General features: G+C 73.3%; 23 protein-coding genes and 2 pseudogenes. 13 read left to right on the top strand and 12 right to left on the bottom strand.

Annotated elements, in window-relative coordinates:
* From BLT82_RS25855 to BLT82_RS25845, 3 genes are all read left to right on the top strand, one after another.
* Positions 1-150, top strand: a 150-nt coding sequence (locus tag BLT82_RS25855; RefSeq protein WP_143041536.1) for a TauD/TfdA family dioxygenase, incomplete at its 5' end; no start/stop codon positions are given.
* A gap of 143 nt (positions 151-293) precedes the next feature.
* Positions 294-1331 (top strand): 2,3-diaminopropionate biosynthesis protein SbnB, encoded by a 1038-nt coding sequence (gene sbnB / locus BLT82_RS25850; protein ID WP_093658938.1) that lies wholly within the window; start codon positions 294-296, stop codon positions 1329-1331.
* 406 nt (positions 1332-1737) lie between these two features.
* Positions 1738-3090 carry a PP2C family protein-serine/threonine phosphatase gene (locus BLT82_RS25845; RefSeq protein ID WP_404205269.1) on the top strand — a complete coding sequence of 451 codons (1353 nt, stop codon included), beginning with the start codon at positions 1738-1740 and terminating at the stop codon, positions 3088-3090.
* A gap of 33 nt (positions 3091-3123) precedes the next feature.
* On the opposite strand, the gene BLT82_RS25840 is transcribed toward BLT82_RS25845, so the two are convergent.
* The 3 genes from BLT82_RS25840 to BLT82_RS25830 form a co-directional block, all read right to left on the bottom strand.
* Complete coding sequence (locus tag BLT82_RS25840; RefSeq protein ID WP_093658936.1) at positions 3124-3885, bottom strand: metallophosphoesterase family protein; 762 nt, start codon at positions 3883-3885, stop codon at positions 3124-3126.
* A gap of 447 nt (positions 3886-4332) precedes the next feature.
* Positions 4333-5100, bottom strand: a complete 768-nt coding sequence (locus tag BLT82_RS25835; RefSeq protein ID WP_093658934.1) for a hypothetical protein — start codon at positions 5098-5100, stop codon at positions 4333-4335.
* A gap of 373 nt (positions 5101-5473) precedes the next feature.
* Positions 5474-6397, bottom strand: a complete 924-nt coding sequence (locus BLT82_RS25830) for an endonuclease/exonuclease/phosphatase family protein (RefSeq protein ID WP_244529596.1) — start codon at positions 6395-6397, stop codon at positions 5474-5476.
* A gap of 408 nt (positions 6398-6805) precedes the next feature.
* Between BLT82_RS25830 and BLT82_RS25825 the strand changes: the two genes are divergently transcribed.
* Entirely contained in the window at positions 6806-8014 is a 1209-nt protein-coding gene (locus BLT82_RS25825) for an MFS transporter (protein ID WP_244529595.1), read from the top strand.
* Positions 8014-8910, top strand: a complete 897-nt coding sequence (locus BLT82_RS25820) for a PIG-L deacetylase family protein (RefSeq protein ID WP_093658932.1) — start codon at positions 8014-8016, stop codon at positions 8908-8910. Before BLT82_RS25825 ends, BLT82_RS25820 begins: the two co-directional genes overlap by 1 nt.
* 32 nt (positions 8911-8942) lie before the next feature.
* Here the strand turns inward: BLT82_RS25820 and BLT82_RS38150 are convergent, their stop codons facing one another.
* Together BLT82_RS38150 and BLT82_RS38715 are read right to left on the bottom strand one after the other, a co-directional pair.
* Positions 8943-9641 (bottom strand): hypothetical protein, encoded by a 699-nt coding sequence (locus BLT82_RS38150; RefSeq protein ID WP_244529611.1) that lies wholly within the window; start codon positions 9639-9641, stop codon positions 8943-8945.
* Positions 9642-10782: 1141 nt separating this feature from the next.
* Positions 10783-12015 (bottom strand): annotated as a pseudogene (locus tag BLT82_RS38715) (BTAD domain-containing putative transcriptional regulator); the annotation flags it as partial.
* Between the two features lie 250 nt (positions 12016-12265).
* Between BLT82_RS38715 and BLT82_RS25810 the strand changes: the two are divergent.
* Positions 12266-13312 carry a class I SAM-dependent methyltransferase gene (locus BLT82_RS25810; RefSeq protein WP_093658930.1) on the top strand — a complete coding sequence of 349 codons (1047 nt, stop codon included), beginning with the start codon at positions 12266-12268 and terminating at the stop codon, positions 13310-13312.
* Between the two features lie 132 nt (positions 13313-13444).
* On the opposite strand, the gene BLT82_RS25805 is transcribed toward BLT82_RS25810, so the two are convergent.
* Positions 13445-13708 (bottom strand): GlsB/YeaQ/YmgE family stress response membrane protein, encoded by a 264-nt coding sequence (locus BLT82_RS25805; protein ID WP_093658928.1) that lies wholly within the window; start codon positions 13706-13708, stop codon positions 13445-13447.
* Between the two features lie 270 nt (positions 13709-13978).
* Positions 13979-14813: pseudogene (locus tag BLT82_RS25800) on the bottom strand (helix-turn-helix transcriptional regulator); the annotation flags it as partial.
* Positions 14814-14915: 102 nt separating this feature from the next.
* On the opposite strand from BLT82_RS25800, the gene BLT82_RS25795 reads away from it, so the two are divergent.
* Positions 14916-15623, top strand: coding sequence for an SDR family NAD(P)-dependent oxidoreductase (locus tag BLT82_RS25795; RefSeq protein WP_093658926.1), 708 nt, complete (start codon positions 14916-14918; stop codon positions 15621-15623).
* A 225-nt stretch (positions 15624-15848) separates the two neighbouring features.
* A complete protein-coding gene (locus BLT82_RS25790) occupies positions 15849-16295 on the top strand; it encodes a hypothetical protein (protein WP_244529594.1) in 447 nt (148 codons plus the stop codon).
* 92 nt (positions 16296-16387) lie between these two features.
* Here BLT82_RS25790 and BLT82_RS25785 read toward each other — a convergent pair whose 3' ends face one another.
* The 3 genes from BLT82_RS25785 to BLT82_RS25775 form a co-directional block, all read right to left on the bottom strand.
* Positions 16388-17224: a DUF1206 domain-containing protein gene (locus BLT82_RS25785; protein WP_093658922.1), complete on the bottom strand. Its 837-nt coding sequence runs from the start codon at positions 17222-17224 to the stop codon at positions 16388-16390.
* Positions 17225-17341: 117 nt separating this feature from the next.
* Positions 17342-18061 (bottom strand): restriction endonuclease, encoded by a 720-nt coding sequence (locus tag BLT82_RS25780; protein WP_093658920.1) that lies wholly within the window; start codon positions 18059-18061, stop codon positions 17342-17344.
* 312 nt (positions 18062-18373) lie between these two features.
* Positions 18374-18715: a DUF5713 family protein gene (locus BLT82_RS25775; protein ID WP_093658918.1), complete on the bottom strand. Its 342-nt coding sequence runs from the start codon at positions 18713-18715 to the stop codon at positions 18374-18376.
* Positions 18716-18892: 177 nt separating this feature from the next.
* Here BLT82_RS25775 and BLT82_RS25770 point away from each other — a divergent pair, with 177 nt between their 5' ends.
* The 4 genes from BLT82_RS25770 (at position 18893) to BLT82_RS25755 (ending at position 22725) form a co-directional block, all read left to right on the top strand.
* Positions 18893-19984 carry an NAD(+)/NADH kinase gene (locus tag BLT82_RS25770; RefSeq protein WP_093658916.1) on the top strand — a complete coding sequence of 364 codons (1092 nt, stop codon included), beginning with the start codon at positions 18893-18895 and terminating at the stop codon, positions 19982-19984.
* 268 nt (positions 19985-20252) lie between these two features.
* On the top strand, positions 20253-20822 hold the full coding sequence (locus tag BLT82_RS25765; protein WP_093658914.1) for a TetR/AcrR family transcriptional regulator: 570 nt from the start codon (positions 20253-20255) through the stop codon (positions 20820-20822).
* Between the two features lie 178 nt (positions 20823-21000).
* The gene (locus tag BLT82_RS25760) at positions 21001-22188 is read left to right on the top strand and encodes a GDSL-type esterase/lipase family protein (protein WP_093658912.1); all 1188 of its coding nucleotides are present in this window, start codon (positions 21001-21003) and stop codon (positions 22186-22188) included.
* 222 nt (positions 22189-22410) lie between these two features.
* On the top strand, positions 22411-22725 hold the full coding sequence (locus tag BLT82_RS25755; RefSeq protein WP_093658910.1) for a hypothetical protein: 315 nt from the start codon (positions 22411-22413) through the stop codon (positions 22723-22725).
* Between the two features lie 65 nt (positions 22726-22790).
* On the opposite strand, the gene BLT82_RS25750 is transcribed toward BLT82_RS25755, so the two are convergent.
* A complete protein-coding gene (locus tag BLT82_RS25750; RefSeq protein ID WP_093658908.1) occupies positions 22791-23720 on the bottom strand; it encodes a GNAT family N-acetyltransferase in 930 nt (309 codons plus the stop codon).
* A 408-nt stretch (positions 23721-24128) separates the two neighbouring features.
* Here BLT82_RS25750 and BLT82_RS25745 point away from each other — a divergent pair, with 408 nt between their 5' ends.
* Positions 24129-24950, top strand: a complete 822-nt coding sequence (locus BLT82_RS25745; RefSeq protein ID WP_093658906.1) for an SGNH/GDSL hydrolase family protein — start codon at positions 24129-24131, stop codon at positions 24948-24950.
* A 280-nt stretch (positions 24951-25230) separates the two neighbouring features.
* Here BLT82_RS25745 and BLT82_RS25740 read toward each other — a convergent pair whose 3' ends face one another.
* Positions 25231-25455, bottom strand: coding sequence for a response regulator transcription factor (locus tag BLT82_RS25740; protein WP_093658904.1), 225 nt, complete (start codon positions 25453-25455; stop codon positions 25231-25233).
* Between the last annotated feature and the right edge of the window lie 64 nt (positions 25456-25519).

The raw sequence follows: 25519 nt of genomic DNA, 5'->3' as shown, positions 1-25519 counted from the left end.
TGGCAGCCCGGCGACCTGATGCTCGTCGACAACATCCGCACCGCCCACAGCCGCGAGCCCTACGACGGCCCCCGCGAGATCCTCGTCGGGATGGCGGACCCGCAGAGGCTCGTCGACGCTCCCGCGGCGGACGGACGGGCCACCCGATGACCGCGCCCGCCCGCCATTCCCGCCAGGCCCCCGATCCCCACCCGGCCACGCCGGATCCGGGCCGTCCGGCCACGGCCGGCACAGCGAGCCCGTCCACCCCGTCGACCTTTCCCACCCGCCGCCCCGTCCCCCGGGAGTCCTCCATGTCCCAGCCGACCGCAGTGCCGCCCTTCGCCGTGATCTCCGGCGCCCAGGTCCAAAGTGCCCTGCACCATCGCGAGAAGCAGATCACCGACCTCGTCGAGGCCACCTACCGGTTGCACGCCGAGGGCGACTCGGTGAACCCGCCCTCGTACTTCCTGCGCTTCCCCGACCGCCCCAACTCCCGGATCATCGCGCTGCCGGCCTCCATCGGCGGGCAGGTCCGCGTGGACGGCCTCAAATGGATCTCCAGCTTCCCCGACAACGTCGCGGCCGGCATCCCACGGGCCTCGGCCGTCCTGATCCTCAACGACCACGACACCGGCTACCCGTTCGCCTGCCTGGAGAGCTCCATCATCAGCGCCACCAGGACCGCCGCGATGGCGGCGCTCGCCGCCGACCGGCTGGGCCGCGACCGGACCGAACGCCCGGCGCGGGTCGGGTTCTTCGGCACCGGTCTGATCGCCCGCTACATCCACACCTTCCTCGCCGGCACCGGCTGGTCCTTCGACGAGATCGGCGTGCACGACCTGTCCGCGCACAGCGCCACCGGGTTCGCCGGATATCTGCAGCAGACGGGCACCCCCGGCCGAATCACCGTCCACGAGGACCCCGAGGAACTCATCCGCTCCAGTGACATGGTCGTCTTCGCGACGATCGCCGCGAAGCCGCACGTCACCGACCCCTCGTGGTTCGCGCACAACCCGCTGGTGCTGCACGTCTCCCTGCGCGACCTCGCCCCGGAGATCCTGCTCGCCTCGGCCAACTTCGTCGACGACGTCGAGCACTGCCTCAAGGCCGACACCTCCCCGCACCTGGCCGAGCAGCTCACCGGCAACCGGGACTTCCTCACCGGCACCCTCGCCGACGCCATGAGCGGCAAGGCGCAGGTGCCCGACGACCGGCCGGTGGTGTTCTCGCCCTTCGGCCTCGGGGTGCTCGACCTGGCCGTGGGCAAGTACGTCTACGACGAGACGGAACGCGCCGGTCAACTGCACGTCATCGGTGACTTCTTCCACGAGCTGCGCCGCTACGGCTGAGACCCCGAACCCGTTCGGCCCCGCCGGCTTCGTGCCCGGCGGGGCCGGCGCGTCGGCCACCGACGGGGAGTACCGCGCCGGAGAGCGACCTTACGCGGCATGCCACCGCGGGGACGCCGGAACGGCCCGGCGGTGGCATGCCGCGTAAGGAGTAATGGGAGCTCGGGCCTGTCGGAGCGTGTCACGCTGGGAGGATTCCGCAGCCGGTCACCCGCAGGACCACGATGCCCCCAGCACGACGAAGGACACGACTTCGCATGAGCCCCGCACCGATCACCGACGAGGCGGTGCGCAGGCGTCCGGCGCCCCGGGAGCGTTCTCTCGTGCCGGTGCCGGTGCCGGTGCCGGTGGCTGTGCCCGGGTCTGCGGCCGGACCGAGCCGGGTCCGGGACACCGGGCCGTCGTGATGGAAGGACAGGAGACACCGCAGCCCGACGACGGGACCGCGCCCGACACACCACCTCCCGACAACGACGCCCTGCCGGATTTCGGCCGGATCGCCGAGCAGTTCAGGGAGCTGGCCCGGGCCAAGGACCGGCTGGAGAGCCTGCTCGACGCGGTGCTGGCCATCAGCCGGGAGGTGGAGCTGCCGGCGGTGCTGCACCGTATCGTCACCACCGCCATGGATCTGGTGGGCGCCCGGTACGGAGCACTGGGAGTGCTGCACGAGTCCGGCGGGTATCTGGAGCAGTTCATCACCGCCGGTCTGTCCGACCAGGAGCGCGCCGACCTGGCGGGTATCGACTTCCCCCGAGGCCGGGGTGTCCTCGGCCACCTCATCCACCACCCGCAGCCGCTGCGCGCCGACGACATCGCCTCCCACCCCTCCTCGGTCGGCTTCCCGCCCGGCCACCCCCACATGCGCACCCTGCTCGGCGTCGCCATCAGTGTCCGCGGCGAGATCTACGGCGACCTCTACCTGTCCGAGCGGCGTGACGGACGGCCCTTCGACGCCCACGACGAGAACATCGTCATCGCCCTGGCGAGCGCCGCCGGAATCGCGATCGAAAGCGCCCGCCTCTTCGAGCAGGTCCGTGCCCGCGCCGAGCAGTTCCAGCGGCTCCTGCTGCCACGTCTGCCCGACCTGAGTCCGTTCGAGGCCGCCGCCGTCTACCGGCCCGCCACCGAACCCAACTCCGTCGGAGGCGACTGGTACGACGCCATCATGCTGCCCGACGACGCCGTCTCGATCGTCATCGGCGATGTGGTCGGCCACGACCTGCACGCGGCGGCCGCCATGGCCCAGACGCGCAACATGCTGCGTGCCCTGCTGTTCGACCGGCGCACCCCGCCCAGCGCCGTCCTCGCCCAGCTGGACCGCACCCTGAAGGCCATCACCGACAACCCCGTCACCACGACCAGCCTGGCCCGGATCGAGCCCGACGGACCGGCCTGGCGGCTGCACTGGAGTTCGGCGGGTCATCTCCCGCCGCTGCTGGTCACCCCGGACCATCGGGCACGGTACCTGTACGCCGACCCGGGAGTGCCCCTCGGCGTCGACACCTCACTGCCCCGTCCCGACCACACCCACCCCCTGCCCCCGGGCTCCACCGTGGTCTTCTTCACCGACGGGCTCGTGGAACACCCGGCCCACCCCATCGACCGCAGCCTCGCGGACCTCGCCGAACTAGCGGTCGCCCACGCCGGGCTCCCTCTGGAGGCGTACGTCACGGCGCTGGCCGACAACCACCCCAGCGACGGCCACGACGACATCGCCCTCCTCGCCCTCCGTACGCCGGCGGCCGACCCGGCACCGTAGCCGTCCCACCGCGCGAGTGCCGGCCGGCCGCGATCAGGAGGCGCTGTCCCGGCCGTCCCGTCCGGCGAAGACCGCCAGGGCCTCGGCGTCGGTGGCACGGGCGCGCAGGTGGTAGTCCGCCCACGCGGCGGCGCCGGGGAAGCCGGAGTCCTCGGTGACGTACGCGATCGCGGCGTCGATGTCGTAGTCGGTCACACGCAGTTGGACACCGGGACCCAACAGGGCCCAGTGGGCGCCGGGCCTTCCGTACGGCATGCCGACACTGCCCGGGTTGACGACCATCCGGCCCTCCGCGAGCCGGGCGAACGGCATGTGCGTGTGACCGCAGACGACCGTGGGGAGATCGCCGTCCAGGCCGGTGAAGACCTCCCGCCAGCGCTGCGGGCGCGAGTCGACGAGTACGACCTCCTCGTCGTCGCGCGGGGTGGCGTGGCAGAACAGCACATCGCCCAGACCTGTCACCGGCATGCGCAGCGTCGCGGGCAGACCGGCCAGGAGGTCCAGTTGGTCGGGGCGCAGCGAACGCGCCGCCCAGGCGCCGATGGCATCGCCGGCGAGACCACTCCTTCCACGGCGGAACCCGACCAGTTCGCGGTCGGCGTTGCCGCTCACCCAGGCGACCCGGTCGCCCAGAGAGGTGAGCAGGTCCAGGACACGGCCCGGTTGGGGACCGGCCGCGATGTCCCCGGTGAGGACGATGCGGTCGGCGTCCCGTACCTCCGGCTCGGCGAGGACCGCTTCCAGGGCGGGCAGGACTCCGTGGATGTCGGACAGCACTGCTACTCGGCTCGGCATGCTCACCACGGTGCGGCGAAACCACGGCGCGCGCCGGGCGTTTCGCCCGCCGCGTACGGCCCGGCCGCCCGGCGTCGGCCGGCCGTGTCCAAGGGGCACGTCCTCTGCCCGTGCCCCGACCGGGTGGCGCCGCGCTCCGAACGCGACCGCGTTGCACGACCGCGTGCCCCGACGGCCGGTACGGGGTGGGCAAGACGGCCGTCGAGGCCCTGCGGCGGCTCTGCGCGGACGGGTTCGGGTCGAAAAAAACGTGGATCCGTCTGCGCGTCGCAGCCGGCCGGGGAGGAGCCGCCGCCGGCCGGCGGGTCGTGCCAACTCGGGTGCGAGAAGCACGCGGACGGGTGGCGGGCCGGGCCGTCCGCGCTGTGCCGTGTGGTGCCGTGCCGGAACGTGCGCTGCCGTCCGCGCCGTGCCGGCGTCGAAGCCGGGGCCGACCCGGCGAACGGTTCAGCCGGTCGGGAACTGGTACAGGCCGCGGCCGGCGCGGTGGGCACGGGAGGTGGCGACCAGCCGGTCGAGCGTGCTGCGCACGGTGTTGATGCTCCCGGCGCTCTCGTCACGGCCGAGGGCCTGCGCCACGTCCCGGGCCCGCAGCGCGGTGTCGGCCTGACGGGACAGTACGGCGATCACCTGCTCGGTCAGCCCGCCGGTCTCCTGGGCCGCCTCGGCCGGTGCCGCGCTCGCCGCCGCCTTCTTCGCGGTGCCCGCCGTCTTCGTCTTCGTCTTCGACCTCACGGACTTGACCGCTGTGGTGGGAGCCTTCGTCGCCGGACGGCGCCTGGAGGCGGAAGCGGCCGGCTTCTTCGCCTTCGCCTTCGCCTTGGTGGCGGTGTCGCTCTTGCGCGACGTACGAGGACGGCCGGACGCCGTCCCCGACTCGGCCTCGGGCTCCGGCGTCGCGGGCGTGTCCTCCGTCGCGGCGGATCCGGTGACGGGTTCCCCGCTCTCCGCGGCGATCTCGGCGACGGGCTCGGCCGGGTCCTCGGCCACGACCGGCGTTTCGACGACCGGCTCGGCGGCGCGCGGCCCCGGGACCACGGTCGCCGACAGTGCGCTCAGCGCCGCCAGAGCCGCGCGTACCGACTCCAACCGCTCGGAGACGGCGGCGAGTTCCTTCTGCAGTGTGATCTGCTGCTCCTCCAGCAGGGGAAGCTCCGCCTGAAGCAGCTCCGTTGTCGCTTCGATGCTGTGCGTTGCGGTGGGCGTCGATGTCATGGTGCTCTCCTGACGCGGCTGTTCCTGCTGCCGGTGGTGGGAATGTTGTGATGCAGGGTACGCCGTTTGCCCGAAGTTCGGGGCATGTGGTCGTAACACCGTCCGGGCGTTCGAGGGTACGACGGACTGCGGTGCGGCCGGAACCCGCCTCGAAACGCGGCGTTGTTGTGCCGGATTCCTTCTGGTCGGAGCAGGTCGTCGCGCTGGTGCGCGCCGGTGGTGGGGACGTTCCCGCCGTTGCCGTGCGGTGAGTTGACCGTCTCGGCCGGGAAGATCGACGCAACGGAGCGCGCTTCCGTCGCCGCCGGGCGATTGCCCTGCCGGCAGCGTGAACGACCGTCCGTCGCCCACGACGCGACCCTCGGCGGTGTCCTCAGAAGCGGATGCGTGCGGCGAGCGGCAGATGGTCGCTGCCCGTCGCCGGCAGCGCCCGGATCTCCCTCACCGTGGCGTTGCGCGCCATGACCTGGTCGATCCGGGCCAGCGGGAAGGACGCCGGCCAGCTGAACGCATGCCCCGAGCGCGGCGGACCGAGCCGTGCGAGGACCGGGTCGAGTCCCCGGTCCTCCACCGTGCCGTTGAGATCCCCGAGCAGAACGATCCTCTCCAGCCGCTCGGCCGCCAGTGCCGCACCGAGCAGTCGTGCGCTCTCGTCCCGGTCGGCCGAGCGGAAGCCGCTGTCCCAGCCGAGCCGGACCGAGGGGAGGTGGGCGACGTACACCGCCACCTCCCCCTGCCCGGGCAGCCGGACCGTCGCCCTCAGCCCGCGGTCCCAGCCCTCGGCGATCCCCCGCGGTCTGATGTCGACCCTTCGCACATCGGTGAGCGGGTACGCCGACCACAGACCCACCGTTCCCACGACCGCGCGGTGCGGGTAGCGCGGTGCCAGTGCCGCGGTCAGGGCCGGCAGGGCGCCCTCGGTCACCTCCTGCAGGGCGATGAGGCCCGCTCCGGTCGTGGCGAGCTCCCGCGCCGCCGCGGCCGGATCGGGGTTCTCGTCGCTGATGTTGTGCTGCACGACCGTGAGGTCGTCACGGTCCGTGCCGGAAGGCGGAAGCAGCCGGCCGCCGAAGACGCCGGCCCACGCCGTCAACGCCAGGAGCAGGGCGCAGGCGCCTGCGAGCGAGCGACGCAGCAGCGCCGCCACCAGCAGGACCGGGAAGGCCGACGCGAGCCAGGGGAGGAACGTCTCGAGGAGACTGCCCAGGCGGCCGAACGCGTTGGGCACCGCCGAGTGGAACACCAGCAGACCGGCCAGGAGAACGGGGACCAGAACCAGCAGCGCGTCCCAGGACACCACTCCGCGCCGCGGCGGGGCGCCCGTCCGCTCCCCGCCGCGCCGCGAAGGCGCCCGGCGGCACGCCCGGCCGGCCCCCGTCCCCACGCGCCCGTTCCCGCCCGCCACCGTCCACCCGCCTTTCCCGCGGCCCACTCCCCAGGCCGCACACGGTCATGACCGGCGACGCGCGCGCGTCCTGCTCCGGTTCCCGCCGCACGGCCCCGACCCGACCGCGTGACAGCGCCGCGGTAGGGCGCTGCCAGCCCGGACTCCGACGATGGCCGGGAGAGGGACCAGGAGGCGGAGATGGCCAACGGTGCGACCGGGACGGCAGGGCGGGCAATTCGACGCCGTGCCGACGGACGAGATCACCTGCACTCCGACGCTCAGCGCCCGGCGAACGGACCGGCGGTGCGGGAGACGGCGGTGCGCGAGCAGGGTCGGGCCCGCTCGGCACGGCGCACGGTGGCGGTCCTGGGCACGGGTGTCCTCGCGATCGGCACCGACATGTTCGTCGTCGCGGGGATCCTCGGTGGAATCGCGACGGACCTCGGTGTCACCGTCGGCAGTGCCGGGCTGGCGGTGACGGTGTTCGCGCTGACGTACGCGACGGGCGCGGTCCTGCTCGCCCCGCTGCTCTCCGCGCAGCCGCCACGCCGGGTCCTGGTCGTCTCCGCTGCGGCCTTCGCGGTGCTGAACGTCCTTTCGGCGCTTGCGCCCACGCTTCCTGCGCTGCTCGCGGCACGGCTGCTGAGCGCGCTCGCCGCGTCCGCCTTCGTGCCTGCCGCGGCCGGGGCCGCCGTCGCGGCGGTGCCGGCGAGCCATCGCGGGCGTGCGCTCGGCACGGTCGTCGGCTGTATGTCGGCGGCGACGGTGCTCGGGGCTCCGGCCGGCGTGCTGCTGGCCTCGGCATCGACCTGGCGGGCGGCGTTCGCCCTCCCCGCCGTCCTCGCCGCGGCCACCGTGGTCGGCCTGGCGCTCACCCGCGACGAACCGGGCCGCCGCGCGGAGCCGGTCGCTCGATGCCGGGACGCGGAGCCGGGCGCGCGATGCCGTGCCGCGGTACGGGAACGGCTCCTGCCGTTGGGGTCCCCGGCCGTCGCCGCCACACTCGCCGTGACGTTCCTGCTGATGACCGCCTCGTACAGCACGTACACGTATCTGCCCCTGCTGCTGTCCGGCGCGGCCGTGCCGCTGGGCAGCGGGCTGTTCATCGCGGTGTTCGGTCTCGCGGGCATCGCGGGGACCTGGTGGGGCGGCCGGGCGGCCGACCGCCGGGGTCCGGGAAGCGTGGTCGGGCCGGCGGTGGCCGTCTCCGCCGCCGCCTTCGCCGCCCTCCCGCACACGTCTTCGACGGTCGTCGCCGCGGCGGTGGTCGTGGCCGGCTGGGGAACTGCGGTGTGGGGGTTCGTACCCGCACAGCAGCACCGGCTGATCGGCCTGTGCACCGCGGCGCCGCCGCTGTTGCTCGCGCTGCACAGCGGTGCCGTCCATCTCGGCTCGGCGGCCGGTTCGCTGCTGGGCGGTCTCGTCGTCGACAGTGCGGGAGCAGGACGGCTCTGGACGGTCGCCGTCTTCTGCTGCGGTGCCGCCTGGGTCGTGCACACGGCCCTCGCCAGGAAGGAGAACCGGTGATGACCACGATCGGATCCGCAGCGGAGGTCGACCGACTCGGGACGGTGCTGGGAGTCTGGGCGCACCCGGACGACGAGGCCTACCTCTCCGGCGGACTGATGGCGCTGGCCCGCGACCGAGGGGCGCGGGTGGTGTGCGTGACCGCCACCCGCGGCGAACTCGGCACGGAGCACCCGGACGTGTGGCCGCCCGACCGGCTGGCCGCCGCCCGCACCTACGAGCTGGCGCACTGTCTCGCGATCCTCGGGGTGCACGAGCACCACTGGCTCGGACACGCGGACGGCCGGTGCTCCGCCGTGCCCCCTGCACAGGCGGTGGCACGGCTGTGCGGCATCATCGAGTGCGTACGGCCCGACACCGTCCTCACCTTCGGTCCGGACGGCATCACCGGCCATCCGGACCACCGGACGGTCTCGGCCTGGACCACGGCCGCGTTCGAGCAGGCCGCCCCGCCCGGGGCGCGGCTGCTGTACGCCACGTTCGCCGAGCGGCGGGCCGCGCGCTGGGCACCGCTCAACGAGCGCCTGGGCATCTTTCCGCCCGGCCTGCCGGTGCTCACGCCCGAACGGCTGCTGGCGGTCGACGTGGAGCTGGACGCCGGGACGGCGGACCGCAAGGTGCGCGCGCTGGCGGCACAGCGGACCCAGACGGCGGAACTCATGGCGTTCGTCGGGCTGGAACGCTTCACGGCCTGGGTCGGTGACGAGTCGTTCGTCGACGCGGCCGCGTCCGGCGTTGCGGCCACTGCCGGAGCGCACGCGGCGTGGGCGGCCGCCGACGCGGCGGGCTCGACCCGGGCACGCGCGGCTGCGGAGACGGCGACGACCTCACGCGCGACCGCCGGGGCGGCGCACCACGACAGTGAGGAGCCGACGACAACCGCCGCGTCCACATGACCGGTCCGGCCGTCGGCCGGGCCTTCGGCGCCTCACGGCCGCGCGGTCCGGGAGAGGTTCCGCTCGATCGCCCGCCGGGCCGCGTCCAGCACCGCGGCCCGGCCGGAGGCAGGCGGGGCCGGGACGTCCGGCGCCGCGGCCCCGCCCCGCGGGCCGGCGCCTCCAGGGCCTGGGGCGGCGTTCCCGGGGCCCTCCACGGCAGGCGCGTCGGGGGCGCGGCCGGCCGCCGTTTCGATCAGCGCCGCCGGTTCGTCGTCGCCGAGCCGGCGCAGCAGTCCGGCGAGATTGCGCAGTGTGACCCACAGATGGGTCCAGTTGCCGTTGCGGGCGAAGTAGTCGATGACCTCGCGATAGCCGCCCAGAGCCTCGCGGACCCGGCCCGTACGGGCACGCAGCGACAACAGTCCCACCGTCGCGACCCCGACGAGGAACGTCGCCCCCGCGGCACGGGCCAGTTCGACGGCGCGTACGTACCGCTCCTCGGCGGACTCGCTGCGGCCCGACAGGCTGTCGATCTCCCCGGCGACGTAGGCGCCCCACGCCAGCATCGAGGGCGAAACCGCCCCAGCCAGCCCCTGCTCGTTCAGACGCCGCGCCTCGTCCGTGTCGCCCGCGTAGGCGATGGCGAGGGCGGCGATCCCCAGGTTCTCCCGGTGCGGACCGCTGAGCGCGAGAGCGGCGAGGGAGTGCTCGACCACCTCGTCGTAAGCTCCCCGGGCCAGATCGGCCACCGAGAGGACCGAGAGGCAGTGCCACGCCCCGGTCGTGCGGGCCGGTCCCTCCAGTCCGGCGCGGGCCAGCAGGTCCGCCCCCCCGGTAGTCCCCGCGGTGGTAGGTGGCCTCGGCCGCCGTTCCCAGCACCTCGCCCGCGAGGGGGTGGCCGTCGAGTGCGTCGTCGGCTGCCAGTTCCACCGCCCAGTCCCGGATCTCGACCAGGTCGCGGTAGGCGACGGCGTCGTAGAGGGCGGTGACGACAGCCGCGGCGTCGTCCACGGCGCCCCGGGCCCGGGCCAGTCGCCAGGCGGCCCGCAGGTTGGGCAGCTCGCGGCGCAGCGTGCCGTCGGCCTCGCTCTCCCCCCGGGAGTCCAGGGTGGTGCCGATCCACGCGGTCAGCCTGCGGGCCCAGGCCAGCAGACCGCGGGCAGCAGCGTCGTCCTCTCCGGACGCCGAGAGCCGGTCCAGGGCGAAGGCCCGCAGCGTCTGGAGCATCCGGTAGCGGGTGGTGCCCTCGAACGAGGCCTCGACCATGGAGGCGTCGACGAGCCGGGCCAGTACGGCTCCCGGGTCGCTGTCCAGGCCCAGGCCGTCGGCGATCTGCTCGGCGGTGTCGAGGTCGACGCCGTCGGGGAAGACCGCCAGGTGCCGGAAGAGCCGCTGCTCGTCCGCAGTGAGGAGCCGGTACGACCATTCGAGCGTGGCGCGGAGCGTGCGGTGGCGGCGATCGGCGCTCGGCGTGCCGCCTGCGAGCAGGTCGAGCGAGCGCTCCAGCCGGCGGTTCAGGTCGTTGAGGGAGAACGTCGACAGCCTGCCGGCCGCGAGCTCGATCGCCAGCGGCATCCCGTCCAGCCGGTGCACGATCCCGGCGACGGTCCGCAGTTCCTCCTCGGTGGGCGGCGGACCGGGCCGGACGCGGCGGGCCCGGTCCAGGAAGAGGGCCGACGACGGGACCTGCGCGGGATCCTCACCGGGCTGCGGCAGGGCCAGCGGCGCGAGCCGAAAGAGATGTTCAGCGGGCAGCCCGAGGGGTTCGCGGCTGGTCGCCAGCAGGGTGGTTCCGGGGCAGCCGGCGAGGATCGTGTCGACGGCGTCGCGGACGCCGTCGAGCAGATGCTCGCAGTTGTCGACGACCAGCAGGCCGGGGCGGTCGGCGAGGACGGCGAGGCAGGCGGAGAGCACATCGCCCCGGTCGACCTTCAGATTGAGTGCGGTGGCCAGGGCGTGCGCGAGGGCGGCGGAGTCGGTGACCGGCGCGAGACGCAGGACGATCGCCGCGCCGTCCTGCCGCGCGACCTCCAGCGCGAGGCGGGTCTTCCCGACGCCGCCGGGACCGACGAGTGTGACCAGCCGTTCGGCCGCCAGCAGCTCGCGCAGGGTCCTGAGCTGCGGTTCGCGGCCGATCAGCCGAGTGGCCGCCCGGCAGGGTGCGTCCCCCGGTGCCGTCGACGCGGGCGGGGCAGGTGGGCCACTCGGCGCCGGCGCATCGGGCTGCGCCGTGGCACTGGTCTCCCTCGGCGCGGTCGCCGGTTCCCAGGGGTGCGGTACGGGCCCGGCGGTCGAGTCGGCGGGTGGCGGAGGAGGCGTGCGGGGCGTCTGCGCGGTGGACGGTGGCGCTACCGGTGCGGGCGTCTGCGGGGCCGGTGGAGTGCCGGTGAGGATGTCGTGCTCGGTCGCGTCCAGCGCGGGGGAGGGGTCGAGTCCGGTCTCGTCGATCAGCCTGCGCCGGTACTCCCGGGCGGTGTGCAATGCCCGGGGCGCCTGTCCGGTGGCGGCCAGCGCCCGCATCAGGAGCAGGACCGCGGGCTCGCGCAGGGGATCGGCGGCTGAGGAGGCGGCCGCCAGGTTCAGGACCTGCTCGGCCCGGCCTGTGGCGATGGCCTGCGCGACCAGGGCGTCGGTCACGTCCTGCCGCAGCCGTGCGCAGTCCTCGACCGCGGCCGCGATGGGCTCGACGCCGGTGAGGTCGGCGAGCACCGGCCCCCGCCACAGCTCGTGCGCCTGCCGGAGCAGGTCGTACCCGCCGGTCCCGTCGTGCCGTGCCGCCTCGAGGAGGGCGCGTGCCTGGGCCAGGTCCAGTTCGCCGTCCCCGAGGACGAGCCGGTAGCCGTCGTGCCGGGTCTCGAGCCGGTCGGATGCGGCACCGAGGTGCCCGCGCAACCGGGAGACGTGGTTGTGCAGCGCCTGTCGGCCGGAGTCGGGCACCTGAGAGGGCCACAGTGCGTCCACGAGACGGTCGACGGTGACGATCCGGCCCTCGGAGAGGGCGAGCAGTGCCAGCACCGCACGCCGTTTCGGGCCGGGTACGTCCACTCCCGTGCCGTCGACAAGCAGACGCAGGGGCCCGAGCACCTCCACCCGGACCGCCGGCGGCGGACACCCGACTGCCATGGAACCCCCGTACGAGGACGAGAAGCGGGGACGGACGAGAACAGGGATCGGAAGGGAACGAGACGAGGAGCGAGGAAAAGGAGCGGGACGAGGAGGCGGACGGGCAGGCCGCGAGCAGTACGTACGCAACTCGGGAACGAAGACGTGCCCGTTAGCTCGACGATAGTCCGTGCGAGGGCCGTGACAGGCGACGCGCCGAGGCTTTCTCCTGTGGCCGGCACGGGCCGGTCGGCTGAGGAAGGAGTCAGTGATGGAGCAGGACAAGGTGACGGCGTTCCTGGAGCGGTTCGTGTGCGACCTGGGTGCCACCGGCGCCGCCGGTTCCGTGGTGATCGGCCACCGGCTCGGCCTCTACGAGGCCCTGGCGGACGGCCCGGCGACCCCGGAGCAGTTCGCCGAGCGCACCGGATGCCACCGGCGGTACCTGACCGAGTGGCTGTGCGGCCAGGCGGCGGGCGGTTACGTCGACTACGACCCCGGGTCCGGGACGTTCTCGCTGACCGAGGAGCAGGCGTACTGCCTCGCCGACCCGGAGGGGCCCAATCTGGCCGCGGCGTTCCGGGTGGTCCTGGGCTATCTGCGGGCCGAGGAGCGGATCACGGAGGCGTTCCGCACCGGTGAGGGGGTCGGCTGGCACGAGCACGACGAGGACGTCTTCATCGGCTGCGACGCGTTCTACCGGCCCGGATACGTGGCCGAACTCGTCCGTACGTGGATCCCGGCGCTGGACGGTGTCGACGCCAAGCTGAACGCGGCCGGAAGGGTCGCCGACCTGGGTTGCGGCCTGGGATCGTCGTCCCTGCTCATCGCCGAGGCCTACCCGCGTACCACCGTCTCCGGTTCCGACTACCACGCCGAGTCGATCGAGCTGGCCCGCAAGAAGGCCGCCGAGGCCGGTCTGTCCGACCGGGTGTCCTTCGAGGTCGCCACCGCGCAGACCTTCACGGGCACCGGGTACGACCTCGTAGCGATGTTCGACTGTCTCCACGACATGGGGGATCCGGTCGGTGCAGCCCGCCGGGTGCGGCAGTCGCTCGCTCCGGACGGCACCTGGCTCCTGGTCGAGCCCGCGGCCTCCGACCGCATCGAGGACAACCTCAACCCGGTCGGACGGCTGTTCTACAGCGGCTCCACGTTCCTGTGCGTGCCAAACGGACTGTCCCAGCCGGGCGGCTACGCCCTCGGCGCCCAGGCCGGTGAGACGGCGATCCGCGAGATCGTCGTGGAGGCGGGCTTCACCCGGTTCCGGAAGGCCGCGCAGACCGGGTTCAACGCCGTGTACGAGATCCGGCGGTGAGCAGTCCTGACCCCCGGCCCCGGAACACCCGGCCACACGATGAGGCGCACGACCGAGGACCCCTGCGGAATCCCACCGCAGGGGCCCTCGCGTGTGTACACCTGTGCGTGCCGGTGTACCGGAGATCAGATCTCAGCGCAGCGCCTTGGCCCGGTCGAGCGCGGCGACACCGACCGCCGCGAGGCCGATCTGGATGAGCCATTCGATCCAGTCGACGCCGCCGGTGTCCGCGACACCGAGTGCCGCCGCGACCGCCGTACCGATCAGTGCGGCGACGATGCCGACGACGATCGTCCACAGGATGCCGATGCGCTGCCGCCCCGGCAGCACGAGCCGCCCGAGCACACCGATGACGATGCCGATCACGATTGCGCTGAGGATGCCGGAGATTTCCATCGCTGTCCCTCCCGAGGGGTCCTGGACTCCGTATGCCCCTCATCGCCCCGTACACGCGTGCGGCGATGCGCCCGGGCGCTGCCCGTCAGTGGCAGCCCACCACCGCCCTCGCGGTGGGCACGGCCGCGTTCCCCTCCGGTCGAAGGCCCTGTGTTGCGGAAGCACCGCCCACCCGCGGCCGTCGACGCCTCGCCCGCCCGCCTGCCGTCCGTGTCGGAAGCCGCGGTGCGGACGCAGCGATCGCGCCCGTCCCGAAGACGCCTCCCGCCACCCGACGAGCGTCTGTGTGCCGAGCACGACGAGGAGTGCGAGGCGCTCGGCGTCCTCCGTGCCGGGCTCGGCCGTATGGACCATGATGCGCAGGTCGCTGCCCGCGACGGTGAGCACGTCGCAGTCCAGCGTCAGCGGCCCCGCCTGCGGTGGTCGATGGTCTTCCGGGCGGACTCGTGGTGGCCCACGGCTCCGGAGTCCCACAGTCCGGCGAACCGCTCGCTCTCGGCGCGCAGTCGTGCGATCAGCCGCCGCAGCCGCAGGTCCGCCGGATAGCGGGCGGCGGCCGTCCTGAGGTCGGCGACCAGCGCCGCCTCGAACGCCCGCAGGGACTCGGGGGTGTGCCGGGCGCGGGAGCCGGGGCCGACGAAGTGCCGCCACACGCCGTTGCGCTCGTTGCCGCGCCACCCGCTCGGATCGCCCATCAGCGCCGCGTGGGCCGGGTTCGCCGTCAGCACGGTCCAGGAAGCGTCGTACACCGCGACGGGGGTGCCGGTCATCCGGTCGAGCAGCCGCTGGACCCCCGGGGTGATGCGCGCGGGTATGGTCTCCGGCCCGGGCGGCGCCAGCCCGGCCAGCCCGAACAGATGGACGCGCTCGTCGCCCGACAACCGCAGTGCCCTGGCCAGGGCTCGACGACCTGCGGCGACGGGTGGGCCGCGCGTCCCTGTTCGAGACGAGTGACGTAGTCGACCGAGACTCCGGCCAGCAGGGCCAACTCTCGCGGCGCAGCCCGGCCGCGCGCCGGTGCCCGCCGGAGGGGAGACCGGCGGCCTCGGGCGGCAGACGGTCGCGCCAGCGGCGAACCGCCCCGCCCGAACTCCGACCTCGCCATGGCCCCAGTGTGCATCGCGCGCCTCCCGGTCTGCCTGGTACCGGCAGTCCCAGGAACACCGGGCGACTGGCTGAACCCCATCGGTCGACGCAGCCTGGACGCATGACGACAACACTGATCACCGGAGCCAACAAGGGGCTCGGTTACGAGACCGCCCGCCGGCTCGTCTCTGCGGGCCACACCGTCTACATCGGCAGTCGCGACGCCGACCGGGGCCGGCGGGCGGGCGAGGAACTGGGCGCACGCACCGTCCTCATCGACGTCACCGACGATGACTCCGTGGCCGCGGCCGTGAAGGTCGTCGAGGCCGACGGCGGTCTGGACGTACTGATCAACAACGCGGGGATCGAGGCGCGCACGGCGGACGGCGGAGTGGTGGGTGCGGGGGAGGAGACCGCCGAATCGATGCGGAGACTGTTCGAGACGAACGTCTTCGGTGTCGTACGGGTCACCCACGCGTTCCTGCCGCTGCTGCGGCGGTCCGCGGCCCCCGTCGTGGTCAACGTGAGCAGCAGTCTGGGCTCACTCGCCCGGGTCACGGCCCCCGACTCGCCGGCGCACGCATACCCGGGCCTGGCCTACCCGGCGTCGAAGGCCACCGTCAACATGATCACCGTGCAGTACGCGAAGGCGTTCCCCGCCATGCGCATCAACGCGGTGGAGCCCGGCTATACGGCCACGGACCTGAACCGCCGCACCGGCACACAGACCGTCGAGCAGGGCGCCGAGATCATCGTCCGCATGGCCCAGGTCGGCCCCGACGGCCCGACCGGGGGGTACTTCGACGCGGAGGGCCCACTGCCCTGGTAGACGCCGTGCCGTGACGAGGCGGCGACCGCCGGTGCGGCGGGCGCAAAGGGGCTCCGGCCGCGCGGGAGCCGGATGGATGAACGAGCACATTCCCAGTGTTTCGGAATTGAATCCACGTCAGGCCGAGGGCGATTCTGTGCCGCACCCGAGGAGCCGACGGCATCAGGCGAGGAACACATGCTTTCCCTTTCCAAATGGGGCGTGGTGGCGGCTACGGCGTTGTCCGTGGCCGCTTTCGTCAGCCCCGTCTCCGCGTCCGGCGACGCGTCCGATCCGCACCGCAGCGCGGCACACAACCGCGTCCAGGTGATCAGTCTGACGTCGACCGGCACAGGCACGACGATGGTCGACAACGGAACACCAGGACCGGGGCTCGGCGACCAGATCATCATCACCGCCAAGCTCTTCCGCAACGGCCGCGGTTACGGCACCGAAGCCGCCGTCTGCACCCGGGTGGCACCCGCCACCACCCACTGCACGGGCACGTTCAGCCTGCCCCTCGGCCAGGTGACCTGGCAGCACCTGAAGACCACCCCCGTGGGCACCCCGCCCAGCGACTTCGACGTGGCCCTCACCGGCGGTACGGGTGTCTACCGGACCGCTCGCGGCCACGCCCACATCGGCCGCATCGCCGAGGAGGGCGGCGCCTTCACCCTCTACCTCGTGCGCTGATCCCTCTCGCGTCCCGCCCCGGCCCCCGGCCTGGGCGGGACCGATCCCACCGGCGGGTGGCGCAGGCGCAGACCGAAGGGGGCCGGGGCGGTTCAGACCTTCCGCCACCGGGCCATGAGGAACGAGAAGACACCGAACAGCACCAGTCCCGTGGCCGTCGCGACGAGCAGCCAGGGACCCGCGGCCGTCGTGGCGAAAGTGCGGAGCGTGTCGTCGAGCCCCTTCGCGTCGGAGGGGTCGTACGTGAGGGCCGCGCGTGCGGCGAAGCCGCCCGCCACCGCGAAGACCAGGCCGCGGGCGATTCCCCCGGCCACCCCGGTGACGTCCACGGCCTGACCGGCCCGCCGGCCCATGGCCCCAGTCTTGAGGTGCTTGCGGTACTTCCGCAGAGCGGCGCGCACACCGATCCACACACCCGCGCACGCGATCCCGACGCCGCCGAGGCCCACGATCCACTGACCGGCCGGAAGTTCCAGGGCGCGGGCGGTCACGTCCCGGGACTGCTGGTCGCTCGACCCCGGGCCCCGGTCACCCACGGCGAAGGCCAGCACCGAGTACGCGACGAACGCGTAGAAGACGCAACGCGCCGCCGACAGAGCGCGCTTGCGTGCCTTGCGCCCGTCGGGACCGGCCGCCCCGAACAGGGCTTCCGACAACCGCCAGAGCACCATGCCGATCAGACCCGCGCCCAGGGCCCACAACAGCACGGCGCCGAAGGGCTGCGCGGAGAGCTCCTCCACCGCGCCGCCGCGGTCGGCCTCGCGGCCACCGTCCGACCCGAAGGCCACCTGCAGCGCGAGTACACCGATGAGGAGATAGATCAACCCGCGTGCCGCGAGGCCCCATCGGGCGCCGGTCTCCACGGCGCCGCTGCGTGCCGCTCGGTGTGCCACCGAGCGGCTCCGGAATGTCAATGCGCGTGCATTCATGTCCCTCGCTTGCCCCCGAAACCCCGGGACGAACGCGGCGACTTCAGGGCGCCCGGCCGGGCAGGGGCCCGAGGTGTCACACCGTCGCAGCCTCCGCGACGCCAGGCGGCACGTCGTTCAGTGAGAGCCGTCGCGGTGCCACGGGGCGGGGGCCGTGCCGTCGGCCCATGCCGTGAGGGCTGTCCGGTCCAGGCACAGGATGCCGCACTGCTCCGCGTAGTCCGCGGCGGGACCGGTGAACTCACCCGTGGTCACGACGGCGGCGATGTCCGCCTCGTGCACGGCGAAGCAGGTGCCGCCGAAACGCTGCATGTCCTGCGAACCGACCTTGTTGACGGGCCCGTACCGCTTGCACTGGATGACCACACGCCGCCCGTCCGGCGCGACGGCCAGCACGTCGGCGCCCAGATCCCCGCTGCCGCCCACCACTTCGACGTCCGTGCAGCCGTCGCGCTCGCACAACGCGGCGATCGCCAGTTCGAACGCCTCGGCGTCCATGGCGGCGAGGGCCTCGCCGCTCTCGCCCCGCGCCATCGCCTCGGTCGACGGGGCAACGGGGACCGGCTCGGTCTCCCACCGCTCGTCCGGTACGACCTGCGGGCGCGGAACGGACCGGCGCCCGCTGCCGGCACCCCGCAGTCCGAGGAGCACGAAAGCCGTGCCGAGCAGCGCGACACCACCGAGAGCTCCGCCCGTGCCTGCCGCCCTCACGAGCGACCTGAGCATCAGACCGCACCCGCAGAGCACGGACCCTGTCAGTGCGAACCACAGAAACGTCTGCCTCATGCTGAAGGCGGCTCGATCGGCGGACCGCGGACGCCGGACGGGTATCGTCATGTGCAGCGTTCACCTCATTCGGGATCAGCTCATTCCAAGATCGTCTCGATCCCCTCTGCCCCGTCTCCGCCGCCTCTAACGAGCCGGTTTCTCCTCGGCCCGCGCGGCACGGCGGCATCCGCCGACCGGAGGGGAGGGGCGGTCCGCCCGACCCGTACGACCTGCCACGGCGCCCGTGCCGGTGTGCCCCGACCCGGGGCCGCGGCAAGGAGCCGCCGGCTCTTCCCGAGCGCCCGGTGATGCCACTTGAGGTGGCTCTTCTGGGCCTCGGGGCCTGAGCCCCCTTCGCGAGGCAGGGCCGACCGCGACTGTTCACCACTCCCGGGTGGCTATCAACGCCTCCACGTCCGCGTCCGGGAATCCGTACGTCGACGCGACGAACCGGAAGTCCTCGGCGATCTCCTCCCGGGCGACGGTCTCGATCTCGCTTCCTGCCGCCTCGAACTCCGCCTCCAGCAGGTTGAACTCCTCCGTCGCCGCATGGGTGAGCACGTACAGGGCCGCCACGTCCGACGGCGGCTCCGCCTCGATCCGCTCGCACAGCCGCAGCAGGATCGCTCTGCCCTGGTCCACGACGTGATCGGGGTAGTACGCGTCCGCGTACAGCTGCCGCAGAAACGCGTGCCCCGCCACCTGCTGGTTCGTGATCGGCATGGTGCCCTCCCACCCCTCGAGGAATCGACCCCTTCGAGGAGTCGACGAGCCGATCATGCATCACGGCACTGACACGAGCCGCGCGCTCCACGGGTCATGGCACACCGGTCGCGACGCGCGACGCGCCCGAACCGGCCCTTCTGCGCGCCGGCACCCGGCGGTCTAGCGTGGAAGGCGATGCCTCTGAACCGGATCGGGCTGGTCGTCCACCAAGGCCGTCCCGCCGCCGTCGCGGCGGCGCGGGCGGCCCGGGCATGGTGTGCCGCGCACGGCGTCGGCTGCACCGACATCGACGTGTGGCGGGAAGGCGAACCGAGGCGCGGCGGCCAGGCGGAGGCCGACGCCGCGGGCCACCCCGAGCTGATCCTCACGTTCGGCGGCGACGGCACGTTCCTGAGGGGTGCGCGTATCGCGGCCAAGGACGGGGCGTCCGTCCTGGGGGTGAACGTGGGCCGGGTCGGCTTTCTCACCGAGATCACCACCGGCCAGGTCGAGGAGGCCCTGGACGTCCTGCATCGGGACGAGGCCGTCATCGAGGACCGGATGGTGCTGACGATGCGCGCGTCGCGCCCGCTCCGTACGCCAGTGGGCCTGGACACGCTGCTGTGCTACGGCCGCGGTCCGGCGCTGCCCGCCCCGGCGGTGCGCACCGACTCGGCCGAAGCGGTGGACTGGGGCGTCGCGCTGGACGTCACCGCGGTGAACGACGTCGTACTGGAGAAGCTGGCCCGGGACCGGCAGGCGAGTGTGGCCGTCTATCTGGCCGGGCAGCTCCTGGCCTCGTACTCGGCCGACGCGGTGGTCGTGGCCACCCCGACCGGCTCCACCGCCTACAGCTTCGCCGCCGGAGGGCCGGTGGTGGACCCGGCTGCCGACGCCATCGTCTTCACGCCCGTCGCTCCCCACATGGCCTTCGGCCGCACGGTCATCGCCGCGGCCGACGAAGCGGTCGCGATGCGCGTGCTGCCCCATTCCGGACGGGTGGCCGTCAGCGTCGACGGGCAGCATCGCGGCGTGCTGGATCCCGGGGACTGGGTCGCCGCCTACCGGGCGCCGTACCGGCTGCGCCTGGCGCGCCTGGCGCCCCTGGAGTTCTACCACCGGCTGCGTGAGCGCTTCCATCTGACCGACGCTCCGGCGACGGCCGTCGACCAGGCGCCGCTGTTCCACCGGCCCGACACCCCGCCGCCCGAGGACCTCGCCCATCTGCGTGATCTGCGCCGGCCCCTGCCCGACCGCGACGTCGACGGCGCGCGCCGGGCGCTGTGAGGCGGACCGCGCGCGTCCGTGCGCCCGCCGCCCACGCGCCCGCCGGTTCGACCTGACGGGCCCCTACCCCACGCACCCGCCGGACCGCGATTCCGTGATCCACGGTGCGGTCGCGGCGTGGAGCGACGTGCCTCGCTGCCGTCGTGGCCATGCAATCTGGCTAAGTCATTTAATTATTTGCCTAAATGGATTAGGAATCGCACTATGGATCCGTCGGTCGGCTCAGGGGGTCGATCCGTCCAAGGGATGTCCGAGGGATGGGGAAGGCATGGCGCGCGCAGGTCTCACCACGGAACGCCTGACTCAGGCGGGTGCGGAGCTGGCCGACGAGGTGGGCTTCGACCAGGTGACCGTGTCGGCGCTCGCCAGACGGTTCGACGTCAAGGTCGCGAGCCTCTACTCGCACCTGAAGAGCTCCCAGGACCTGAAGACCAGGATCGCCCTGCTCGCGTTGGAGGAACTCGCCGACCGGGCTGCGGACGCACTGGCGGGCCGTTCCGGCAAGGACGCCCTGACCGCCTTCGCGAACGTCTACCGCGACTACGCCCACGAGCATCCCGGCCGGTTCGACGCGGCACGATTCAGGCTCGACCCGGAGGCGGCGGCCGCCGGCGCGGGCGGCAGGCATGCGCAGATGACACGGGCGATCCTGCGCGGCTACGACCTGAGCGAGCCGGACCGGACGCACGCGGTCCGGCTGCTGGGCAGTGTCTTCCACGGATACGTGAGCCTGGAGCTGGCGGGAGGGTTCAGCCACAGCGCCCCCGACTCGCAGGAATCCTGGTCACGAGCCCTGGACGCGCTCGACGCCCTGCTGCGCAACTGGCCCGCGCCCTGACCGCGGCCGCGCTCGGTCCCCGCCCTGCCCCGTCCCCGTACCTGCTACGTGCAGGCCCGGCGGAAGGCCGCCGACCGGATCCGAACCGCTCGGCCCTGTCCGAACCGTTCGGCGTTCCTCCCGTCCCACCACCGTGATCGCCCCTTCCGTCCCGACCTTGCGAGCAACAGGCCGACCCATGCACAGCACAGAGCACGACTGGATCACCACGCCCCTCACCGCGGACCTCGTCCGCGGCACCCTCGAACTGGAACACACCGCTCACGGCGTGCTCCCGCACCGGCTGCCCGCCCGGGCCCGCGCCCAGTGCGCCGACGGACAGCTCGCCATGGCGGAGGCCCAACCCTCCGGCGTACGGCTGGCGTTCCGTACCCGGGCGACCGCCGTGGAACTGGACACACTCCCCACCAAGAGGGAGTACGCGGGCGCCCCGCCCCGCCCCGACGGCGTGTACGACCTGCTCGTCGACGGTCGGCTCGCCGGCCAGGGCAGTGTGGTCGGCGGCAACACGCTCACCATCGACATGGCCACCGGGACCGTCGAGAGTCGGCCCGGCCCGGTGGGCACCCTCCGCTTCACCGGCATGACCGAGGGCACGAAGCACGTCGAGATCTGGTTGCCGCACAACGAGACCACGGAGCTGGTCGCCCTGCGCACCGACGCTCCCGTCGAACCCGCGCCGGACGGGCACCGCAGAGTCTGGCTGCACCACGGCAGTTCGATCAGCCATGGCTCCGACGCGGCGAGCCCCACCACCACGTGGCCCGCACTCGCCGCCGCCCTCGGCGGCGTGGAGCTGATCAACCTGGGCCTGAGCGGCAGCGCCCTGCTCGACCCCTTCACCGCCCGCGCCCTCCGGGACACCCCCGCCGACCTCATCAGTGTCAAGATCGGCATCAACGTCGTCAACACCGACCTGATGCGGCTGCGCGCCTTCGCTCCGGCCGTCCACGGCTTCCTCGACACCGTTCGCGAAGGCCACCCCGACGCACCGCTGCTGGTCGTCTCGCCGATCCTGTGCCCCATCCACGAGGACACGCCCGGTCCGAGCGTGCCGGACTTCAGCGCGCTGAGCGCGGGTCGACTGCGCTTCCGGGCCGTCGGCGATCCCGCGGAGCGGGCGGGCGGGAAGCTGACCCTGCGCGTCATCCGCGACGAACTGGCCCGCGTCGTGGGGGAGCGGAGGGCCGGGGACCCGAACCTGCACTACCTCGACGGCCGCGCTCTCTACGGCGAGGCCGACACCGCCGAACTGCCCCTCCCGGACCAACTCCACCCGGACGCCGCCACGCACCGCCGCATCGGCGAGCGCTTCGCCGAACTGGCCTTGGCCGCCGGCGGACCCCTGGCCGGGCCGGACTCCTGACACGTCCGGTTCCCGCGCTTCGGGTACGGCGGCGAACGCCGTCCGTCGCACACATGCGCACGGGTTCACACCGGTTCCGCTCCCCGCCGCCGTTTGCACCGCCGGCGTCGGGCAACCCATGAGACGGGGTCGGAGTGAGCCCGCGCCCGCCGCGCGGGAGTCGGGAGCTCCGGAACGGCCGACAGGGAGCCCGCACGGGCGCGAACCAGGGGAACACACCGTATGCGCACAGACGGCCCGCCGGACGGATCCCCCAGCGGCGCCCGCAGGACCCGTTTCACCGAGCGGCTCGTGTGCGGAGTGCTCGCCGCGGCCGTACTCCTCAGCGCGATCGAGGCGTTCGCCCGGCCCTCGGCCCCGTGGTGGCCGTTCGTCTGGCAGAACGCCTGGACGCTGAGTGCCGTCACACTCGGCTGCTGGGCCGTGCTGCGCACTGTCGAGAAGGCCGACGCCCGCGAGGGCCGCCCCGCCGCCCGTCCCGACCGAGCCACCGGGCCGCAGGACGGTGACGAGTCGTCCCCGTCCGGCGGACGGTGACGAGGGCGCGCTGGACCGGAGCCCCCGAGCCCTCAGCGATCGGCCGACGTCCCGCGGGGCGACCGCTACTCCTGGGGGAGGTCCTTGCCGAAGACCGTCGAGCTGTGGCGTACGGTCATGCCCGCGCGCTCGTACAGCGACAGTGCCCCGGTCCGCGAGTGGGTCCACAGAGTGCACACCCGCTGCCCTCCTCCGTGGAAACCGCGGAACGTCTCCCGCAGCAGCAGGCCGGCCAGCCCGCGGTTGCGGTGGTCGGCTCGCACGGCAACCCGGTCGATGTACCCCTCGTCCGCGCCCGGGACGTCCAGCGCCAGTACCGCGCCGACCATGTGACCACCGGCGAACGCCACCGACGACACCTCCGGCGCGAACGTGTCGCGCTCGACGGTCAGGCGGGCCCATTCCTCGTACGGCTTCCGTCGCTTCTGCCACTCGGCGAAGGCGTCCTCGGTCAGTTGGTGCGCGGCCCGCTCGTCACCCGACCGGAAGGGCCGTACCGTGACGCCCTCCGGCGGTTCGGGCACCGCCGGCTCGGTGAGCAGCGTGATCTCCAGCAGCCACTGTGTGACGAACGGGCTGTACCCGCGGGAACGCAGGAGCACGACGGCCGCCCTGTCGCCGTCGCAGACGGTCTGCGCGAGCCGTCGGCCGCCCACCTGGCGTGCACGGGCCTCGGCCCAGACGAGCAACGCGGCGCCCAGTCCCCGCCCCCGGTGCCCGGGGTGGACGTCGATCCGGCACCGTCGGCCGCCGTGCACCCAGGCACGACCCGCCACCGCCCCGGACGGGGCGTGCACGAGCAGGGTGTCCATCGCCGGGTTCAGCCCGGGCCTGCGGAGATCGGCGGCGACGGCGTCCAGACCGGTACGAATGCGGCCGAGCCGCTCGCGCTCACAGGCGGCCACCAGCCGGTGGACGACGAAGGCATCGGCGGCGGTGGCGGGGCGGCTCCGGTAGGGGTCCGGCAGGGGTGCGGGCGGCGGATGATCGGTCATGGCACAGACCCTGCTCCTGTGCGCCGGCTCCGTCGACCGCATTCGCGGGAATCGCCTGCGGTCGGCCGACACCCGTCCCGCGTTCGGCATGGCACCGCGGCCCGTCCAACCAGGACCGACCGCCACCGCATCAGGGCTGGTGCTCAGAAACACGACTAGTCATATTCATGAGTATTCTGAGGATCGGTTCGCCTGTTCGTGGGGACGGGGATCGCGAGGAGGGGGTTCGGATGGTGTTGCGGCTTGTGCCTCCGGGGGAGGCCGGATCGGCGGGCCGGGGAAGGGGCGCGGCGCTCATCGTGCGGGTGCCCCGCCGCGCTGTGCGTGCGGAGGACGGCGCCCCGCCGAGCGGCGATCGTGGTCGCGGCGAACGCAAGGCCGCCGGTACGCGCGGAGGGCGGGGCTCCCATGTCCGGTACTGAACCGCACCGACTGCGCTACGTCGCGCTCGGCGACAGTCAGACGGAGGGTCTCGGCGACGGCGACGACATCGCCGGACTGCGGGGATGGGCCGATCGGCTCGCCGAGGAGCTGGCACGCCACAACCCCGGTCTGCGGTACGCGAACCTGGCCGTTCGGGGACGCCTGGCCGCCGAGGTCCGTGCCGAGCAGCTCGCTCCGGCGCTCGCCCTCCGCCCCGACCTCGTCACCGTGGTCGCGGGAGTCAACGACGTGCTGCGACCGCGGTTCGACGCCGACGAGGTGGCCGGTCACATCGAGGCGATGTTCGCCGCGCTCACCGCGGACGGCGCCCGCGTCGCCACGCTCACCTTCCCCGACATCGCGCGCGTCATTCCGCTCGCCCGGCCCCTCGGTTCCCGTGTGATCGACCTGAACGACCGCATCCGCCACGCGGCCCGGCGCCATGGAGTGATCGTCGCCGAGACCGGCCGGCATCCTGTCGTCGCCGATCCGCGGCTGTGGAGTCAGGACCGGCTCCACGCCGGCCCTCTCGGGCATCAGCGGATCGCCGCCGCCATGGCCCACGCCCTCGCGCTGCCCGGCAGCGACGACACCTGGACCCACTCCCTGCCGGCTCCGGACGTCCCCCTCCCGACCGGGTGGCGGGCCGCAGGCGCGGAACTCCGGTGGGTCGCCTCCCATCTCGGCCCCTGGCTCGGCAGACGCCTGCGTGGCCACTCGTCGGGCGACGGGCGCGCCCCCAAGCGCCCGCACCTCCTCGCGATGGAGAGCTCCGCCGGTACCGCCCTCGGTGAGGAACGGACCTGAGCAGGGTGGAAGCCGGAGGCGAGGCGCCTCAAGGACCGCCGGCCCCGACGGGTCTCGTCCCGGGACCCGTCGGCGAGGCCCGGACGCTCCCGGGACGACCGGTGGCTCACCATCGCGGCCGCCGCTGCTGTGCGACGCGCGCGTACAAGCGGAAACCGCCCGGTCTGTTCGGGCGGTTCGTTCCGGCGTCCGGCCGGATCGGTGCCGGGCGGCCGCGGGTGTCGCGCCGCCCGGTCGTCGTCCCCTCGAAGGAGGGGGTGCCCTCTCGTGGGGCGTGACCTCAGAGGCCGAGGGAGATGGCCAGTCGGGTGAGTTCGGCGGTGGTGTTGATGTCGAGCTTGGCCCGGATCCGCCGGAGATAGGCGTCGACGGTGTGCTTGGACAGGCCCATGTGGCGGGCGGTCTGTACATAGGTGCGGCCTGCCGCGATATGTCGCAGGGTCTCGCGCTCGCGCGGGGCCAGGACGGGGGTCTCGACGTCGGGGGTGGTGAGGGTGAGGCTCATGGGATTTCCTCCGGCGGAATCGGCTTGGTCCTCACTGCTCACACCCTCGGAAGCAGAGGGGCAT

This window comes from Streptomyces wuyuanensis (assembly GCF_900103455.1).
Classification (GTDB): domain Bacteria; phylum Actinomycetota; class Actinomycetes; order Streptomycetales; family Streptomycetaceae; genus Streptomyces; species Streptomyces wuyuanensis.
This window is presented reverse-complemented; position numbering and strand designations above follow the sequence as displayed.

Bases quoted from the DNA above. Each gene is read 5' to 3' on its own strand.
- sbnB (WP_093658938.1), top strand. From the start codon at position 294: ATGTCCCAGCCGACCGCAGTGCCGCCCTTCGCCGTGATCTCCGGCGCC.
- BLT82_RS25845 (WP_404205269.1), top strand. From the start codon at position 1,738: ATGGAAGGACAGGAGACACCGCAGCCCGACGACGGGACCGCGCCCGAC.
- BLT82_RS25840 (WP_093658936.1), bottom strand. From the start codon at position 3,885: ATGCCGAGCCGAGTAGCAGTGCTGTCCGACATCCACGGAGTCCTGCCC.
- BLT82_RS25835 (WP_093658934.1), bottom strand. From the start codon at position 5,100: ATGACATCGACGCCCACCGCAACGCACAGCATCGAAGCGACAACGGAG.
- BLT82_RS25820 (WP_093658932.1), top strand. From the start codon at position 8,014: ATGACCACGATCGGATCCGCAGCGGAGGTCGACCGACTCGGGACGGTG.
- BLT82_RS25810 (WP_093658930.1), top strand. From the start codon at position 12,266: ATGGAGCAGGACAAGGTGACGGCGTTCCTGGAGCGGTTCGTGTGCGAC.
- BLT82_RS25805 (WP_093658928.1), bottom strand. From the start codon at position 13,708: ATGGAAATCTCCGGCATCCTCAGCGCAATCGTGATCGGCATCGTCATC.
- BLT82_RS25795 (WP_093658926.1), top strand. From the start codon at position 14,916: ATGACGACAACACTGATCACCGGAGCCAACAAGGGGCTCGGTTACGAG.
- BLT82_RS25785 (WP_093658922.1), bottom strand. From the start codon at position 17,224: ATGAATGCACGCGCATTGACATTCCGGAGCCGCTCGGTGGCACACCGA.
- BLT82_RS25780 (WP_093658920.1), bottom strand. From the start codon at position 18,061: ATGACGATACCCGTCCGGCGTCCGCGGTCCGCCGATCGAGCCGCCTTC.
- BLT82_RS25775 (WP_093658918.1), bottom strand. From the start codon at position 18,715: ATGCCGATCACGAACCAGCAGGTGGCGGGGCACGCGTTTCTGCGGCAG.
- BLT82_RS25770 (WP_093658916.1), top strand. From the start codon at position 18,893: ATGCCTCTGAACCGGATCGGGCTGGTCGTCCACCAAGGCCGTCCCGCC.
- BLT82_RS25765 (WP_093658914.1), top strand. From the start codon at position 20,253: ATGGCGCGCGCAGGTCTCACCACGGAACGCCTGACTCAGGCGGGTGCG.
- BLT82_RS25760 (WP_093658912.1), top strand. From the start codon at position 21,001: ATGCACAGCACAGAGCACGACTGGATCACCACGCCCCTCACCGCGGAC.
- BLT82_RS25755 (WP_093658910.1), top strand. From the start codon at position 22,411: ATGCGCACAGACGGCCCGCCGGACGGATCCCCCAGCGGCGCCCGCAGG.
- BLT82_RS25750 (WP_093658908.1), bottom strand. From the start codon at position 23,720: ATGACCGATCATCCGCCGCCCGCACCCCTGCCGGACCCCTACCGGAGC.
- BLT82_RS25745 (WP_093658906.1), top strand. From the start codon at position 24,129: ATGTCCGGTACTGAACCGCACCGACTGCGCTACGTCGCGCTCGGCGAC.
- BLT82_RS25740 (WP_093658904.1), bottom strand. From the start codon at position 25,455: ATGAGCCTCACCCTCACCACCCCCGACGTCGAGACCCCCGTCCTGGCC.